Origin of the sequence: Priestia taiwanensis (assembly GCF_014638355.1) — a bacterium.
Taxonomy (GTDB): Bacteria; Bacillota; Bacilli; order Bacillales; family Bacillaceae_G; genus Priestia_D; species Priestia_D taiwanensis.
Window position 1 is genome coordinate 93032 of sequence record NZ_BMFK01000002.1, and the last position, 13958, is coordinate 106989.

The following is a 13958-nucleotide window of genomic DNA, read 5'->3' on the forward strand; positions in this document are numbered from 1 at the left end:
GAAAAATATTTTAACACTGATAGGACAAAGTATGCAATAATGAACCTTTTGTCTTACTCATTTCATACAGAAAGCCAAAGCCAAGGAGGACCTGGCTTTGGCTTTTGTTACACATACACTGTGGATTACTTATCTTCTTTTACTTCTGTAAATTCAGCGTCTACCACATCGTCGTCTTTTGTTTCAGCGCCTTGTGCACCTTGAGCCGCTTGTTGCTCAGCAGCAGCTTGCTCATATAATTTCATTGAAAGTTGTTGAACAACTTCTTGAAGCTCGTCTTTCTTCGCACGTACTTCATCTAAGTTCTTCTCTTCAAGTGCTTTCTTTAATGCATCTTTTAATTCAGTTGCTTTCGCAATCTCAGCTGCATCAACTTTGCCTTCTACGTCTTTCAATGTCTTCTCTGTCATGAACACCATTTGGTCTGCTTCGTTCACTAAATCTGCTTCTTCTTTAACCTTCTTATCTGCTTCAGCATTCAATTCAGCTTCTTGTACCATACGGTTAATCTCATCTTCACTTAATGAAGAAGAAGATTGAATTGTAATAGATTGCTCTTTGTTTGTTCCTAAATCTTTCGCACGTACATTTACGATACCGTTACGGTCGATATCAAATGTTACTTCAATTTGAGGAATTCCGCGCGGAGCTGCTGGAATATCTGTTAATTGGAAACGACCTAATGTCTTGTTAGCCGCTGCCATTGGACGCTCACCTTGTAATACGTGAATGTCTACTGCTGGTTGGTTATCAGCCGCTGTAGAGAATACTTGTGATTTACTTGTTGGGATTGCTGTATTGCGCTCGATTAGCTTCGTGAATACACCACCCATTGTTTCGATACCAAGAGATAATGGTGTTACATCAACTAACACTAAGCCTTCTACGTCACCAGAAATAACGCCACCTTGAATAGCTGCACCAAGTGCTACTACTTCATCTGGGTTTACTCCTTTGTGTGGCTCTTTACCAATTTCTTTCTTAATTGCTTCTTGTACTGCAGGAATACGAGTAGATCCACCTACTAAGATTACTTTGTCAATTTCAGATGGTGTTAAACCAGAATCTGATAACGCTTGACGAGTTGGTGCTAACGTACGCTCTACTAAGTTATGTGATAACTCTTCGAATTTTGCACGAGTTAAGTTTAACTCTAAGTGTAATGGACCTGCTGCTCCAGCAGAGATGAATGGTAATGAAATTTGTGTACTTGTTACACCTGATAAGTCTTTTTTCGCTTTTTCAGCTGCATCTTTTAAGCGTTGAATAGCCATCTTATCTTGAGATAAGTCTACGCCATTTTCTTTCTTGAATTCTGCTACTAAATAATCGATGATTACTTGGTCGAAGTCATCTCCACCAAGACGGTTGTCACCAGCAGTAGCTTTTACTTCGAAGATACCATCACCTAACTCAAGGATCGATACGTCGAATGTACCGCCACCTAAGTCGTATACAAGGATTGTTTGGTCTTCGTCTTGCTTATCTAAACCATATGCTAACGCAGCAGCAGTTGGCTCATTGATAATACGCTCTACTTCAAGACCTGCAATTTTACCAGCATCTTTCGTTGCTTGACGCTCTGCATCGTTGAAGTAAGCTGGAACTGTAATAACAGCTTTTGTTACTTTTTCACCTAAGTATTGTTCTGCATATTCTTTTAAACTTTGTAAGATGATAGCAGACATTTCTTGTGGAGTGTAATCTTTACCTTCTACCTCTACTTTGTAGTCTGTACCCATATGACGTTTAATCGACATAATTGTGTTAGGGTTCGTTACTGATTGACGTTTCGCCACTTCACCAACTTGACGCTCACCGTTTTTGAACGCTACAACTGATGGTGTTGTACGGTTTCCTTCTGGATTTGGGATTACCTTTGGTTCGCCACCTTCTAATACAGCGACACAAGAGTTCGTTGTTCCTAAGTCAATACCAATGATTTTGCTCATATAACATTAACCTCCTACATTCTTCTATGTTCATTATTGATTTACTTTAACCATGGAAGGACGAATTACTCGATCCTTTAATTTATAACCTTTTTGGAATTCTTCCACTACTGTGTTAGATGCAAACTCGCTATCTTCCACTTGCATAACCGCTTGGTGAACGTAAGGGTCAAATTCTTTCCCTACTGCTTCTACTACTTCCAAGCCTTCAGTCGTCATTGCATCAAGCAATTGACGGTATACCATGTTCATCCCTTGTAAGAAAGGTGCCATTTTCTCGTCTGCTTCTTCTACCTTTAAGGCACGTTCGAAGTTATCGAGTACAGGTAACAAATCTGTCACAAGGTTTTGTGCGCGATATTTATTCGCTGCTTCTTTCTCTTGCAACGTACGACGACGATAATTTTCGAAGTCTGCTTGCGCACGAAGAGCACGGTTTTCTACTTCTGCTAGTTTAGCTTGCAGCTCAGCGATTGTTTCATTTGCCGCTGTTAGCTCATCTTTTTCTTCTGTTTGTACTTTCTCTTCAGAAGGATTAGATTCAACTGCTTCATCAGTTTGTACTTCTTCTTGTTCAACGATTTCTTTTTCCTCTTGTACCATTTCCTTCACCTCCCTCAAAAGCTAATGCGTGTAAATATTCCTACACATATCTAATGAATGGCACTTTACCACCCTATTCTTTCATTTCATTTAGGTCTTCAAAAAATCCAGATAATCCAGCTGCAACATACTGAAGCAAACTAATTACCCGTGAATATTCCATTCTCTTTGGACCTAAAATAGCCACTGTTCCAAGGTTATTCTCCCCGAATGAATACGTAGCTGTAATAATACTACAGTTTTCCATTCCTACATTCTCTGTTTCACGACCAATCATAACATGTACTCCATCCCTCCGCTTACGAAGAAGCTCTTTTATCTCCTCTTCTCTCTCAAGCGTTGTTAAAAAAGAACGGAATTTATCAATATCATGAAACTCCGGTTGGAATAACATATTTGTTTCGCCAGAAGTATATACTTTTTGTCGACTTGGAATATAAAATGTGCCATCTAACATCTTCACAATGCTTTCATAATTTTGCACATGACCTCGCAAGACAGATACTACCTCTTTAAAAATTTTGTCTTGCAAATCGACAATTGGAACACCAACCAAACGATTATTCAAGATATTTACCATCTTTTCAATATCACCGATTTCAATGTGATCTGGAATGGTAATGGTCTTATTTTGAACAAGCCCTGTATCTGTTACGATAATTGCCACTGCTTTGTTCAAGCCGACAGGAATAATTTGAATACTTCTCAATTTATTCGTCTTCACCTTCGGACCAAGAACGACAGATGTATAATTTGTTAACTCTGATAAGATTTGCGATGATTTTTGCACGACTTTTTCCAGTTCAAACATATGCGCCGCAAACAATGACTTAACAGCTTCTATCTCTTTCCCTTCCAACCGCTTCGGTGAAAGCAAATGGTCCACATAGAATCGATATCCTTTCTCAGAAGGAACCCTCCCAGAAGATGTATGTGTCTTCTCTATGTATCCCATCTCCTCCAAGTCTGCCATTTCATTACGAATTGTAGCGGAGCTAAAAGATAGTTCTTCTTTTTTCGATAAAGTTCTTGAGCCAACTGGTTGAGCTGAATGAATGAAATCATCAACAATAACTTGCAAAATCAATAGCTGACGTGGCGTAAGCATGTTATAATCACCTCTGTTAGCACTCTCTCTTAATGAGTGCTAATTCTATAATTAAATTACCAAAGAAACATACTAATTGTCAACGATTAGTTCACCTATCTCCTACGAAATTTATTACTACTTTGATACAAAAACGTTATTCCATACTAAATAAAGCGTTGAAAAACTTCATTCCCTAAAAACTTCCCTTGATGTGTTAGTCGAATAACAGAATCCGTTTCTTCAATTAGCTTTTGCGCTAACAATAATTTTATTTGCGCAGAAAAGATTTCTTGTATATCCATTCCATACTTTTGGCGGAACTCCATTTTATTCACACCACTCATTCTGCGTAGTCCCAAGAACATTTCTTCTTGAATGGCCTCTTCTTTCGTCACTTTATGTGATTCAATATATGGAAGTTCACCATCCGCCAGCTTCGCCATATACTTTTTTAATGGGCCATAATTAGCGTTTCGATGACCGTTAACATAACCATGCGATCCTGCCCCAAATCCGTAATACTCTTCATTGTTCCAATAAGTAAGGTTATGTTTACTTTCTAGCCCAGCTTTTGCGAAGTTGCTAATTTCGTACTGATGATATCCGTGACGCTCCATTTGCTCCATTAATATTTCATACATAGTTGCCTCATCTTCTTGCGATGGTAGCGGCAGTCGATTCTTATTCATTAATGTATAGAACACCGTTTTTGGTTCGATAATTAATGAGTAAGCGGAGAAATGTTGAATCCCAAGCGAAAAAGCTTCCAACAACGTATGCATAAAATCTGGAATCGTTTGGTCAGGAAGCGAATAAATTAAATCAACATTTATATTATGAAACCCTACATCTTGCGCCATTTCAATAGCACGATGTGCTTGCTTCGCACTATGTGAACGACCGATTTTCTTTAATAGTTCATCATTGAACGATTGCACACCGAAGCTTAGGCGATTTACTCCTGCATCTTTTAACAACACTAATTTCTCTCTCGTCATATCATCTGGATTTGCTTCAAATGTATACTCTACTTCGGAGGAATTTGGCATTAAATGAGTATGTATAGATGTTAACAAACGATTAAGCTGCTTATCATTTAGCGCTGTAGGGGTACCCCCTCCTACAAAAATCGTTTCCATCGTACTGCGAGGATGTTTCTTTAATGTATAGATTATTTCTTTTTCCATACAATCTAAATATTCATCTACAGGTTGACGATGAATAAATACTTTATTGAAATCACAATAGTGACAAATTTGATTACAAAATGGTATATGAAGATATGCTGCTTTTGGCACTCTGAAAACACCTTCTCTCTAAATCATTGAATAACTCAACATACCAATCCCAAATAGAATTAATACGGTTCCTACAATTCGGTTCATCCATGTAAAAAACATAGATGGTAAACGCTCACGAAGTCTCCCAACTCCGTAACTTAACGTACTCCACCAAATAGTCGCACCTGTAAACACACCTAGGATTAAACTAACATTTAATAAATAACTATCATGAACAGTTGACCCTATTCCTAATCCTGCAAGAATCCCACCAAATGCTAGTAACGTAATTGGATTTGCTAATGTAACAAAAAATACAGACCAATACGCGCCTGCCTTACTTGCCTTTTTTTCCACTGTCATATCTTCACGTGAAGGTTTAATCCATGCATTTATTCCCATAAACACAAGAAGTAATCCACCTACTAGTTGGAAGAACAATTGATTCTGTAATAAGAAGTCAAATACAAACGTTAAACCAAAAGCAGCAATACCACCGTACAGTGCATCTGCTGTTGCGGCTCCTAAACCAGAAATAAAACCAAACAACGTCCCTTGTACAAGCGTCCTACGAATACACAACACTCCTACAGGTCCTACCGGAATCGAAATTAATATCCCGACTAATATACCTTCTAAAAAGTAAAACATATATTCCAACCAACTCGCTCTCCGAATTATGGTACGTAGACTTTAGCCAATCTGTGAATGGATATGTTTTCTTCTCTAGTACTATCATTTCTTCCTTATGTAAAGAAAAGCCGCAGATATACTCTGCGGCACTATTAGTATATATCAGAAGTCTACTTACTATCGTCCATTTTCAATACTGCCATGAATGCTTCTTGCGGAACTTCTACAGATCCTATCGCCTTCATTCGCTTCTTACCTTCTTTTTGCTTATCAAGTAACTTACGTTTACGTGAAATATCTCCACCATAACATTTTGCTAATACGTTTTTACGCATTGCTTTAATTGTAGAACGGGCCACAATTTTTTGACCTACTGCTGCTTGAATAGGCACTTCAAAGTGTTGACGTGGAATTAAATCTTTTAATTTCTCAACAATTACCTTCCCACGCTCATAAGCGAAGTCACGATGCACAATGAATGACAAGGCATCTACATTTTCTCCGTTAAGAAGAATATCTATCTTCACCAGTTTAGACGGTTTGTAGCCAATTAATTCATAATCAAATGACGCATATCCTTTTGTATTTGATTTTAATTGGTCAAAGAAGTCATATACGATCTCACAAAGTGGAAGTTCGTATTTCAACGTTACACGTGTTTCATCTAAATATTGCATATCAATGAACGAACCACGTTTATTTTGACAAATTTCCATTACAGCACCAACATAATCATTTGGAACCATAATCGTTGCCTTTACATACGGCTCTTCCACACGATCAATACTTTGTGGGTCTGGCATGTTAGATGGATTATCTACACGAACAGACTCCCCGTTTGTCATATGCACTTCGTAAATAACACTTGGTGCAGTCGTAATTAAATCAATTTTGAACTCACGCTCAATACGCTCTTGAATAATTTCCATGTGTAGTAATCCTAGGAATCCACAACGGAAACCAAATCCAAGTGCTTGCGATGTTTCTGCCTCAAATTGAAGAGCAGAATCACTTAATTGCAGTTTCTCTAACGCTTCACGTAAATCGTTGTAACGAGCTGTATCAATTGGATATAATCCACAGAACACCATTGGATTTAATTTACGGTATCCTGGTAACGCTTCAGCCGCAGGGCGTTTCGTATGCGTAATTGTATCACCCACACTCGTATCGCCTACGTTTTTAATAGAAGCTGTTAAGAAACCTACATCTCCAACAGAAAGTTCTTTACGCTGTGTTGTTTTCGGCGTAAATACACCTACTTCTGTTACTTCAAAGTCTTTACCAGTCGCCATCATATGAATTTTGTCGCCAACTTTAACTGTACCTTCTACTACTCGAATGTAAGCAACAACACCACGGTACGGATCGAATAATGAGTCAAAAATCAGTGCTTTTAACGGTGCTTCTGGATCTCCAGTAGGCGCCGGTACTTTCTCAACAATTTGCTCAAGAATATCTTCAATACCAATACCAGCTTTTGCAGAAGCTAATACCGCCTCAGAAGCATCTAAACCGATTACGTCTTCTACTTCTTGACGAACACGTTCTGGGTCCGCACTTGGTAAATCAATCTTGTTAATAACAGGTAAAATCTCTAAATCATTGTCTAATGCTAAGTATACGTTTGCTAATGTTTGTGCTTCAATACCTTGTGCAGCATCAACAACTAAGATTGCACCTTCACATGCGGCTAAGCTACGTGATACTTCATACGTGAAATCGACATGTCCTGGTGTGTCGATTAAATGGAAAATATACTCTTCTCCATCTTTCGCACGGTACGTTAACTGTACAGCATTTAATTTAATAGTAATTCCTCGCTCACGCTCAAGATCCATAGAATCTAGTAACTGACTCTTCATCTCACGTTGCGTTAAGGCATTTGTTTTCTCCAAAATACGGTCCGCAAGTGTTGATTTGCCATGGTCTATATGTGCAATAATCGAAAAGTTACGGATTCTCGATTGTCTTTCTAAACGTTCTTCAATATTCATGTTATTATCACCTCAAAAAATCTCGCCATTCTACACTAGCAATGATTATATCACTAACGCAATCATTTATTCAACATAATTAGGCGGGGACTCCCTATCCTTCTCTCCTTAGTATATGTAGAAAAAACTAGAACGCCATCTCTATTCGCAAAAGCAAAGAACAGTTGCCATAAAAATGGCCAACTGTTCTCACTTCGCTAATATATTTACTAATCTCTCTAATACAACATCAATGGTTGATTCAAATCCACCTTCTACTAAGTTCGATACGGTACTCCCAGCTTCTGAAAAAGCATTAAATGTTTGAATATCTTCTAGCTTTTTTGCTTTTTCTTCTAGTTGATGGCTTGTTAATTGTTTCTCTTCTTCCTTTTGTTCTTTCACATTCATTTGTATTTCATTTCCCTGCATATCGTTCATATTATTCGTAGCTAGTTGCATGCCGACTAAAACACCTAAAAACAATAGAAGTACAAGGAGAATACTTTTCCCCATAAATTTCGCCATTCTCATTTTCCTCCACTAGCGATTTTGATGCACGAAACAAACGCTTGTCCATTTTTCATAATCTTAGTCATATGTATGCAAGATGTACCGTATTATATTCTTATTTCTTTTACTAATGCGTATATGCTCCGTAATTATCTTGGTCAACCGAACGATGAAGTGCTGCGTTCAATCCACCAGCAATAATATTAGCCATATCCTCAATAAAAACATCCACTTCCTTTGGTGTTACCATTAAGTTATGTCCGAGCGGTGCAAGTACTTCTTGAATTAATTTTCGTTTCTCAAAATCATCTAATGTTCCTACAATTCCAAGAAATGTTTGACGCTTCCCTTCATCAGGTAAATCTTCCTCTGTTAATTTCTTTTTCTCTCCAAACGTCATCCCAGCAGGAATAAGCGCACGAGATGGTTTATCTCCTTCTCGCAACTCACGACCAAAATGTTTCAAAATGAAATCAATCGTATCACTCGTAATTGACACAGCATCCACTACTGTCGGTACACCAATTGCAATAACAGGTATACCTAGCGTCTCCTTACTTAATTCCTTACGTTTATTACCAACACCAGCTCCAGGATGGATACCTGCATCAGAAATTTGAATGGTTGTATTCACACGTTCAATTGAACGTGCTGCTAAGGCATCAATTGCAATGATAAAATCTGGCTTTGCTTTCTCAATTACACCTAAAATGATGTCACTCGTCTCGATCCCTGTAATTCCCATCACACCTGGTGAAATAGCACATACATCACGGAAACCGTCCTCCACACTTTCTGGTTGTAACTTGAACAAATGTTTTGTTACAACTAAATTCTCGACAACAGAAGGACCTAATGCATCTGGAGTCACATTCCAATTTCCAAGCCCCACAACAAGACAACTATCTTCCGCCTTAATACCGATCCCTTCTAAGAAGTGCTTAAATTCTTTCGCGAATACTTCTTCTACCTTTTCTTGCAGTTCTGTATCTTGATTACGAATTCCTTGTATTTCTAATGTTAAATAATGCCCTGCCTTCTTTCCAACAGATGGTGCTGCCTGATCTGTTATATCAACCGCCGTAATTTTAATTCCATCTACTTCACGTTCTTTCACAAGAATGCCATCAATTGTTGTTGATTGCTTCTCTTCTTGTAACATCTCTTGTGCTTCTATCGCTAAGTCTGTTCGAATTGAATATTGGCTTAAATCTAGTTCCTCTTTCATACGAGATCCCTCCATAAGCGTGACATTTTTTACTTAGAATCCCCACTTCAATTAAAAACATACAAAAATAAAACAGATTGTCTAAACTCTATTGCCAAATCAACTTGTATTTGTTAAAATAACTCTTGTTCTTTGTAGATACGAGATCTCTCGTCTACATTAGGGAGGTGAAAGTATGCCAAATATTAAATCAGCTATCAAACGTGTAAAAACTAACGAAGCTCGCCGTGCTCGCAACATCGCTGCAAAGTCAGAGATGCGCACAGCAGTGAAGAAAGTTGAAGCATTAGTAAGCTCTAACGATATCGACAACGCTAAAGTTGCATTCGTTGCCGCTTCTTCACAACTTGACAAAGCAGCTCGTAAAGGTTTAATCCATAAGAACGTAGCTTCTCGTCAAAAAGCTCGTTTAGCAAAACAATTAAACGCGTAAGAAAAAACAATTCCCGGGAAGTGGTTTTTCTTATTAAAAATCCTTCTGCCTTAGGCAGAAGGATTTTTTCATTTCTTTATTTAACTTGATAAGCGCTCATCTTTCTCAACAAAGATACGGTCTTTATTTTGCTTCATATAGTATAAAATACCAGCACATACAATAAACAGAACCGAAACACCGTACATTATTTGATAACTCGTGTACATTGCTACATACCCTAATACGAGTGAACCGATTCCCACCCCTGTGTCATAAAATGCATAAAATGTAGAAGTCGCAACACCTCTTCGATTATCCATCGCTTGTCCAACAATTAAAGTTTGTAAACAAGGAACCAATGCTCCGTACCCTAAACCAATGATTCCACCACTCAGTAAGAACATTACAGTAGAATCCGCCACACTGAGCAATATCATCCCAATTGTATACAAGACTATACCAGGATACATAATAAAGTTCACACCTTTTGAATCAAATAAACGCCCAGCAAACGGACGAGCCACGACTAACATAATAGCATAGATAGCAAAGAAATAACTCGCATCATCTACTGAACCAATCTCTTTCGCATAAACAGATATAAATGAAATAATACCGCTATAGGCGAACGCTAATATTCCCGTAATACATGCAATTCGGAGAGCAGACGTTTCCAATACATCACTCCACTGAAAGCGTTTCTTTTCTTCTTGCTTTTTCATCAATTGAATATGTGGTACAGCAATTCGAGAAGATAACAAGAATGAGATTCCACTACAAATCGCACATACTATAAAGAGTATCATGCTATCATATTTCGAAATAATAAGAATTCCAACAAACGGGCCAATTACCATCGCCAAATTCATAAACATCCCAAAATAACTAATTCCTTCTCCACGCCTCTTAGCCGGGATTAAATCCGCCGCAACTGTCCCAAGAACCGTCGTGGACATCCCAAAACCAAATCCATGAAAGAAGCGCAAAATTAACAAAGCGAACAAACTATGTAGCCCAATATATAACACAGATGCAAACGCAAACAGGAGCAACGAAATAAATAATAATTTCTTTCGACCAAATTGATCTACCCATTTACCAATAAACGGACGAGAAAGAATAGAAGATAACAAAAACAATGTCGTTACAAGTCCAATCTGGCTCTCCTCCCCGTTTAATACATCTACTATGTAAATAGGAAGTGCCGACATTAGCATATAAAAAGCCATAAACATAAAAAAACTACTAAATGAAACACGTAAAAAATCTTTTGTCCATATCGTTTCTTTTTTCATCACTTTTCCCCACTTTCAAACAAACACATCATATTCCTACTTCATATACTTGGTCAAGTAAAAAGAAAAAGAAGTGAAAAGAGCGAATTATATCGCCTTTCCCCTTCTTCTTTCATCTTATACAGCATGATATACTTCTTCTTTTATTTTTCGCTTCTGCAATAAATGCAAACGAACACTTAAGAATACCGCGCCAAACGCTAGACCAAGAATTAGGCCAACCCAGTAACCTTGTGCTCCCCAGTCTGTATAATTCGCTAATACATACCCCACTGGCAATCCAATCACCCAGTACGAAATTAACATAATGATGAGTGGGAGATTTACATCCTTGTATCCACGGAGGATTCCTTGAATTGGTGCCGCAACAGCATCTGATACTTGGAACAAAATTGCGTACAGTAAGAAGATCATTGCCAATTCCTGAACAGCCCATTCATTCGTATACATTCCGGCCACTTCTTCATTAAAGAAATAGAGAATAAGCGCACATAGGGCGGAGATAGCAACTGCTGTTCCAATTCCTAGCAAGCTATATTGCTTCGCATCTCGGTACCTCCCTGCCCCTACCTCATATCCGACAACAATCGTTAACGCAAAGGAAATACTAAGTGGTGACATATACATGAGTGATGCGAAATTCATCGCCGCTTGATGTGCCGCAATTGTCGTGGTATCGAAATTACTCATCAATAAGGTCACAATAGCAAAGATACTCGTCTCAAAAAAGATTGATAATCCAATTGGGATCCCTAACTTGAGTAACATTCCCCATGCACGCATCGATGGTTTTTCAATTGTTTGAAGCACATGAAATTGTTGAAACTTCTTCCCGCTTCGAACAAGATAAATGGAAATACCTAAAATCAGCCAATAAGTCACTGCCGAAGCAATTCCAGCTCCAACACCGCCAAGAGCCGGGAAACCCATCTTTCCAAAGATAAGCATATAATTGAGTGTTACATTAATTGGTAATGAAATTAATGTAATAACCATCGTTACTTTTGTTTTTCCAAGCGCATCGATGAATCCTCTTACAACTGTATATGCAAATAAAGGAATAATCCCAAACGAAAGCGCTACTAAATAATCATGCGCAATACGGCGCACTTCATCTTCTAATGTCATGCCGTTTAGAATTGGATTCAAACTAAAGAAACCAATAACAATAACAACAATAGAAATACATACGGATAAAAACAACGCTTGTATCACAACAGATGCTATTTTCTTATGCTCCTTAGCCCCCAAATGATGAGCAATCATTGGTGTTACAGCCATTAGAATACCATTTAATCCAGTACTAACTGGTAGCCAAATACTGCCCCCTACTGCTACTCCTGCCAAATCTTCAGGACTAGCTTGTCCTGACATCACCGTATCAAAAAACACCATTGAGAATAGGGCAATTTGTGTAATTAAAATAGGAAGCAACAAACTAAAAAATCGCTTTACCTTTGTTGAAAAACTTGTTGTTTGAATCAAGTAAAGCCCTCCTTCCTATCGTTTCCTGCCACGTTTCATAATGAAGAACTCGAGCACTAGTTTCTTCTCTAACTTTCCAGTCTTCATCATATAGTCTGCTTCTGCTAATTCATCCATAACCGTGTATAATTCTTCAAATGAGAACATATTAATTTGCTTCATCGCTAACTTTACACGAAATGGATGAACACCAACATGACTCGCTATTTGATTTTGGCCATATCCTCTACGCATATATTCTTTAACTTGATATAACAAACGAAACTGGGATGCTAATAATCCAAGTATTTTAATTGGTTCCTCTTGTTTATGTAACAATTCATACATAATCCCTAAAGCTTGTGGAATATTTCGCTCAACGACACGCTCTACTAACATAAAAACATTTTGCTCTACTGATTTTGGTACTAAATTGTAGACAATGTCTCTCGTAATAGTACTATCTACACCAACGAATGTCGTTAACTTATCAATTTCATTTGCTAATATCATGATATTCATGCCGACTAGCTCTACTAACGCCTCTGCTGCTGAAGCTTCTATATGACTTCCATTGCTTTCGACACGCTGTCTAATCCACTCTTTCGCACGGTCTATTGTGAACGACTGTGATTCAATAACTGTCGCATGCTTCTTTAGTGCTTTTGTTATTTTTTTACGCTCGTCTAACTTCTCATACGGCGCAACAAGTACAAAAATAGTAAACGGAGACGGTGATTCTAAATACGCTTCTAACGCTTTCATATTTTGCTCTATCTTTGCTTTTTGCGCAGTCAAAAATAACGGACGTTTTACAATCACGACTTTTCGCTCACCGAAGAAAGGAAGTGTTGTCGCATCTTCTAACGCTTCTTCTATATAAGACTCCTCTAAATCATACGTTGATACATTAAATTCAATATCACTTTCCTCTACAGCATGGTTGATAATTAAATCTAACGTTTCATCCATAAAAAATGACTCCACTCCATATAACAAATACATAGGAGTGAAGTTTCCTTTTTTAATATCATTATGTACACTCATCTTTTTTCTCCTAGCTTCAATCTACTCTTTATAGTAATAGGTAATGTCCACTTGCGCAAGTAGCAGTAGGGATAGGAAGCCTCTCTCCCTATCCCTATTATATAATAAACGTTTATAAATAAGTCTTCCCAGCTCACTTATAAACGGAACTAACCGATTCGTTTATTATTTAATCTGCCGCTAAAGTACATTTGCACTCTAACATATAAAAAAGAACCTACAACTACTTCATTTTGTTCAAATACCGAATTGTAGATTTTTTTTGTCAATTGGATTATACTTATTCTGAGAAATGGGAGGGATAACCATGAATGAATTTGAAAAAAGCGTTCAATGTCAACGAAATGACGCAGTTGATGCAGGGGTAGGATTCGTTGTTTCGTTTGGATTCTTCGCTACAATTTTTATTATGGGTACTGTGATCAAATTAATTGGAAGCTAAGAAGACTGCGAATACGCAGT

The 13958-nt window shown here is 37.8% G+C and carries 13 protein-coding genes; 2 read left to right on the forward strand and 11 right to left on the reverse strand.

The window, feature by feature from the left end:
- Positions 1 to 125: 125 nt before the first annotated feature.
- The 8 genes from dnaK to gpr all read right to left on the reverse strand — a co-directional run bounded on the left by dnaK (position 126) and on the right by gpr (position 9275).
- Positions 126 to 1952, reverse strand: coding sequence for a molecular chaperone DnaK (gene dnaK / locus IEV41_RS12650; protein ID WP_188388876.1), 1827 nt, complete (start codon positions 1950 to 1952; stop codon positions 126 to 128).
- A gap of 33 nt (positions 1953 to 1985) precedes the next feature.
- Positions 1986 to 2555, reverse strand: a complete 570-nt coding sequence (gene grpE / locus IEV41_RS12655; RefSeq protein ID WP_188388877.1) for a nucleotide exchange factor GrpE — start codon at positions 2553 to 2555, stop codon at positions 1986 to 1988.
- 73 nt (positions 2556 to 2628) lie between these two features.
- Positions 2629 to 3663, reverse strand: a complete 1035-nt coding sequence (gene hrcA, locus IEV41_RS12660; protein ID WP_188388878.1) for a heat-inducible transcriptional repressor HrcA — start codon at positions 3661 to 3663, stop codon at positions 2629 to 2631.
- A 146-nt stretch (positions 3664 to 3809) separates the two neighbouring features.
- Positions 3810 to 4943: a radical SAM family heme chaperone HemW gene (gene hemW / locus IEV41_RS12665; RefSeq protein WP_188388879.1), complete on the reverse strand. Its 1134-nt coding sequence runs from the start codon at positions 4941 to 4943 to the stop codon at positions 3810 to 3812.
- A gap of 18 nt (positions 4944 to 4961) precedes the next feature.
- A complete protein-coding gene (locus IEV41_RS12670) occupies positions 4962 to 5576 on the reverse strand; it encodes a LysE family translocator (RefSeq protein WP_188389264.1) in 615 nt (204 codons plus the stop codon).
- Positions 5577 to 5728: 152 nt separating this feature from the next.
- On the reverse strand, positions 5729 to 7555 hold the full coding sequence (lepA, locus tag IEV41_RS12675; RefSeq protein WP_188388880.1) for a translation elongation factor 4: 1827 nt from the start codon (positions 7553 to 7555) through the stop codon (positions 5729 to 5731).
- A 189-nt stretch (positions 7556 to 7744) separates the two neighbouring features.
- The gene (locus tag IEV41_RS12680; protein ID WP_188388881.1) at positions 7745 to 8062 is read right to left on the reverse strand and encodes a DUF3679 domain-containing protein; all 318 of its coding nucleotides are present in this window, start codon (positions 8060 to 8062) and stop codon (positions 7745 to 7747) included.
- A gap of 112 nt (positions 8063 to 8174) precedes the next feature.
- Complete coding sequence (gene gpr, locus IEV41_RS12685) at positions 8175 to 9275, reverse strand: GPR endopeptidase (RefSeq protein WP_188388882.1); 1101 nt, start codon at positions 9273 to 9275, stop codon at positions 8175 to 8177.
- Between the two features lie 175 nt (positions 9276 to 9450).
- On the opposite strand from gpr, the gene rpsT reads away from it, so the two are divergent.
- On the forward strand, positions 9451 to 9708 hold the full coding sequence (gene rpsT, locus IEV41_RS12690) for a 30S ribosomal protein S20 (protein ID WP_188388883.1): 258 nt from the start codon (positions 9451 to 9453) through the stop codon (positions 9706 to 9708).
- Positions 9709 to 9788: 80 nt separating this feature from the next.
- On the opposite strand, the gene IEV41_RS12695 is transcribed toward rpsT, so the two are convergent.
- The 3 genes from IEV41_RS12695 to holA form a co-directional block, all read right to left on the reverse strand.
- Positions 9789 to 10985 carry an MFS transporter gene (locus IEV41_RS12695; RefSeq protein ID WP_188388884.1) on the reverse strand — a complete coding sequence of 399 codons (1197 nt, stop codon included), beginning with the start codon at positions 10983 to 10985 and terminating at the stop codon, positions 9789 to 9791.
- A 117-nt stretch (positions 10986 to 11102) separates the two neighbouring features.
- Complete coding sequence (locus IEV41_RS12700; protein ID WP_188388885.1) at positions 11103 to 12470, reverse strand: MATE family efflux transporter; 1368 nt, start codon at positions 12468 to 12470, stop codon at positions 11103 to 11105.
- Positions 12471 to 12485: 15 nt separating this feature from the next.
- On the reverse strand, positions 12486 to 13496 hold the full coding sequence (gene holA / locus IEV41_RS12705; RefSeq protein WP_188388886.1) for a DNA polymerase III subunit delta: 1011 nt from the start codon (positions 13494 to 13496) through the stop codon (positions 12486 to 12488).
- A 307-nt stretch (positions 13497 to 13803) separates the two neighbouring features.
- Between holA and IEV41_RS12710 the strand changes: the two genes are divergently transcribed.
- Positions 13804 to 13938: a YqzM family protein gene (locus IEV41_RS12710; RefSeq protein WP_188388887.1), complete on the forward strand. Its 135-nt coding sequence runs from the start codon at positions 13804 to 13806 to the stop codon at positions 13936 to 13938.
- Positions 13939 to 13958: the final 20 nt, after the last annotated feature.

What these genes read in the sequence shown, in the direction of transcription:
- IEV41_RS12710 (WP_188388887.1), top strand. Translation starts at nt 13,804, where the DNA reads ATGAATGAATTTGAAAAAAGCGTTCAATGTCAACGAAATGACGCAGTT.
- hrcA (WP_188388878.1), bottom strand. Translation starts at nt 3,663, where the DNA reads ATGCTTACGCCACGTCAGCTATTGATTTTGCAAGTTATTGTTGATGAT.
- dnaK (WP_188388876.1), bottom strand. Translation starts at nt 1,952, where the DNA reads ATGAGCAAAATCATTGGTATTGACTTAGGAACAACGAACTCTTGTGTC.
- holA (WP_188388886.1), bottom strand. Translation starts at nt 13,496, where the DNA reads ATGAGTGTACATAATGATATTAAAAAAGGAAACTTCACTCCTATGTAT.
- lepA (WP_188388880.1), bottom strand. Translation starts at nt 7,555, where the DNA reads ATGAATATTGAAGAACGTTTAGAAAGACAATCGAGAATCCGTAACTTT.
- grpE (WP_188388877.1), bottom strand. Translation starts at nt 2,555, where the DNA reads ATGGTACAAGAGGAAAAAGAAATCGTTGAACAAGAAGAAGTACAAACT.
- rpsT (WP_188388883.1), top strand. Translation starts at nt 9,451, where the DNA reads ATGCCAAATATTAAATCAGCTATCAAACGTGTAAAAACTAACGAAGCT.
- gpr (WP_188388882.1), bottom strand. Translation starts at nt 9,275, where the DNA reads ATGAAAGAGGAACTAGATTTAAGCCAATATTCAATTCGAACAGACTTA.
- IEV41_RS12695 (WP_188388884.1), bottom strand. Translation starts at nt 10,985, where the DNA reads ATGAAAAAAGAAACGATATGGACAAAAGATTTTTTACGTGTTTCATTT.
- IEV41_RS12670 (WP_188389264.1), bottom strand. Translation starts at nt 5,576, where the DNA reads ATGTTTTACTTTTTAGAAGGTATATTAGTCGGGATATTAATTTCGATT.
- IEV41_RS12680 (WP_188388881.1), bottom strand. Translation starts at nt 8,062, where the DNA reads ATGGCGAAATTTATGGGGAAAAGTATTCTCCTTGTACTTCTATTGTTT.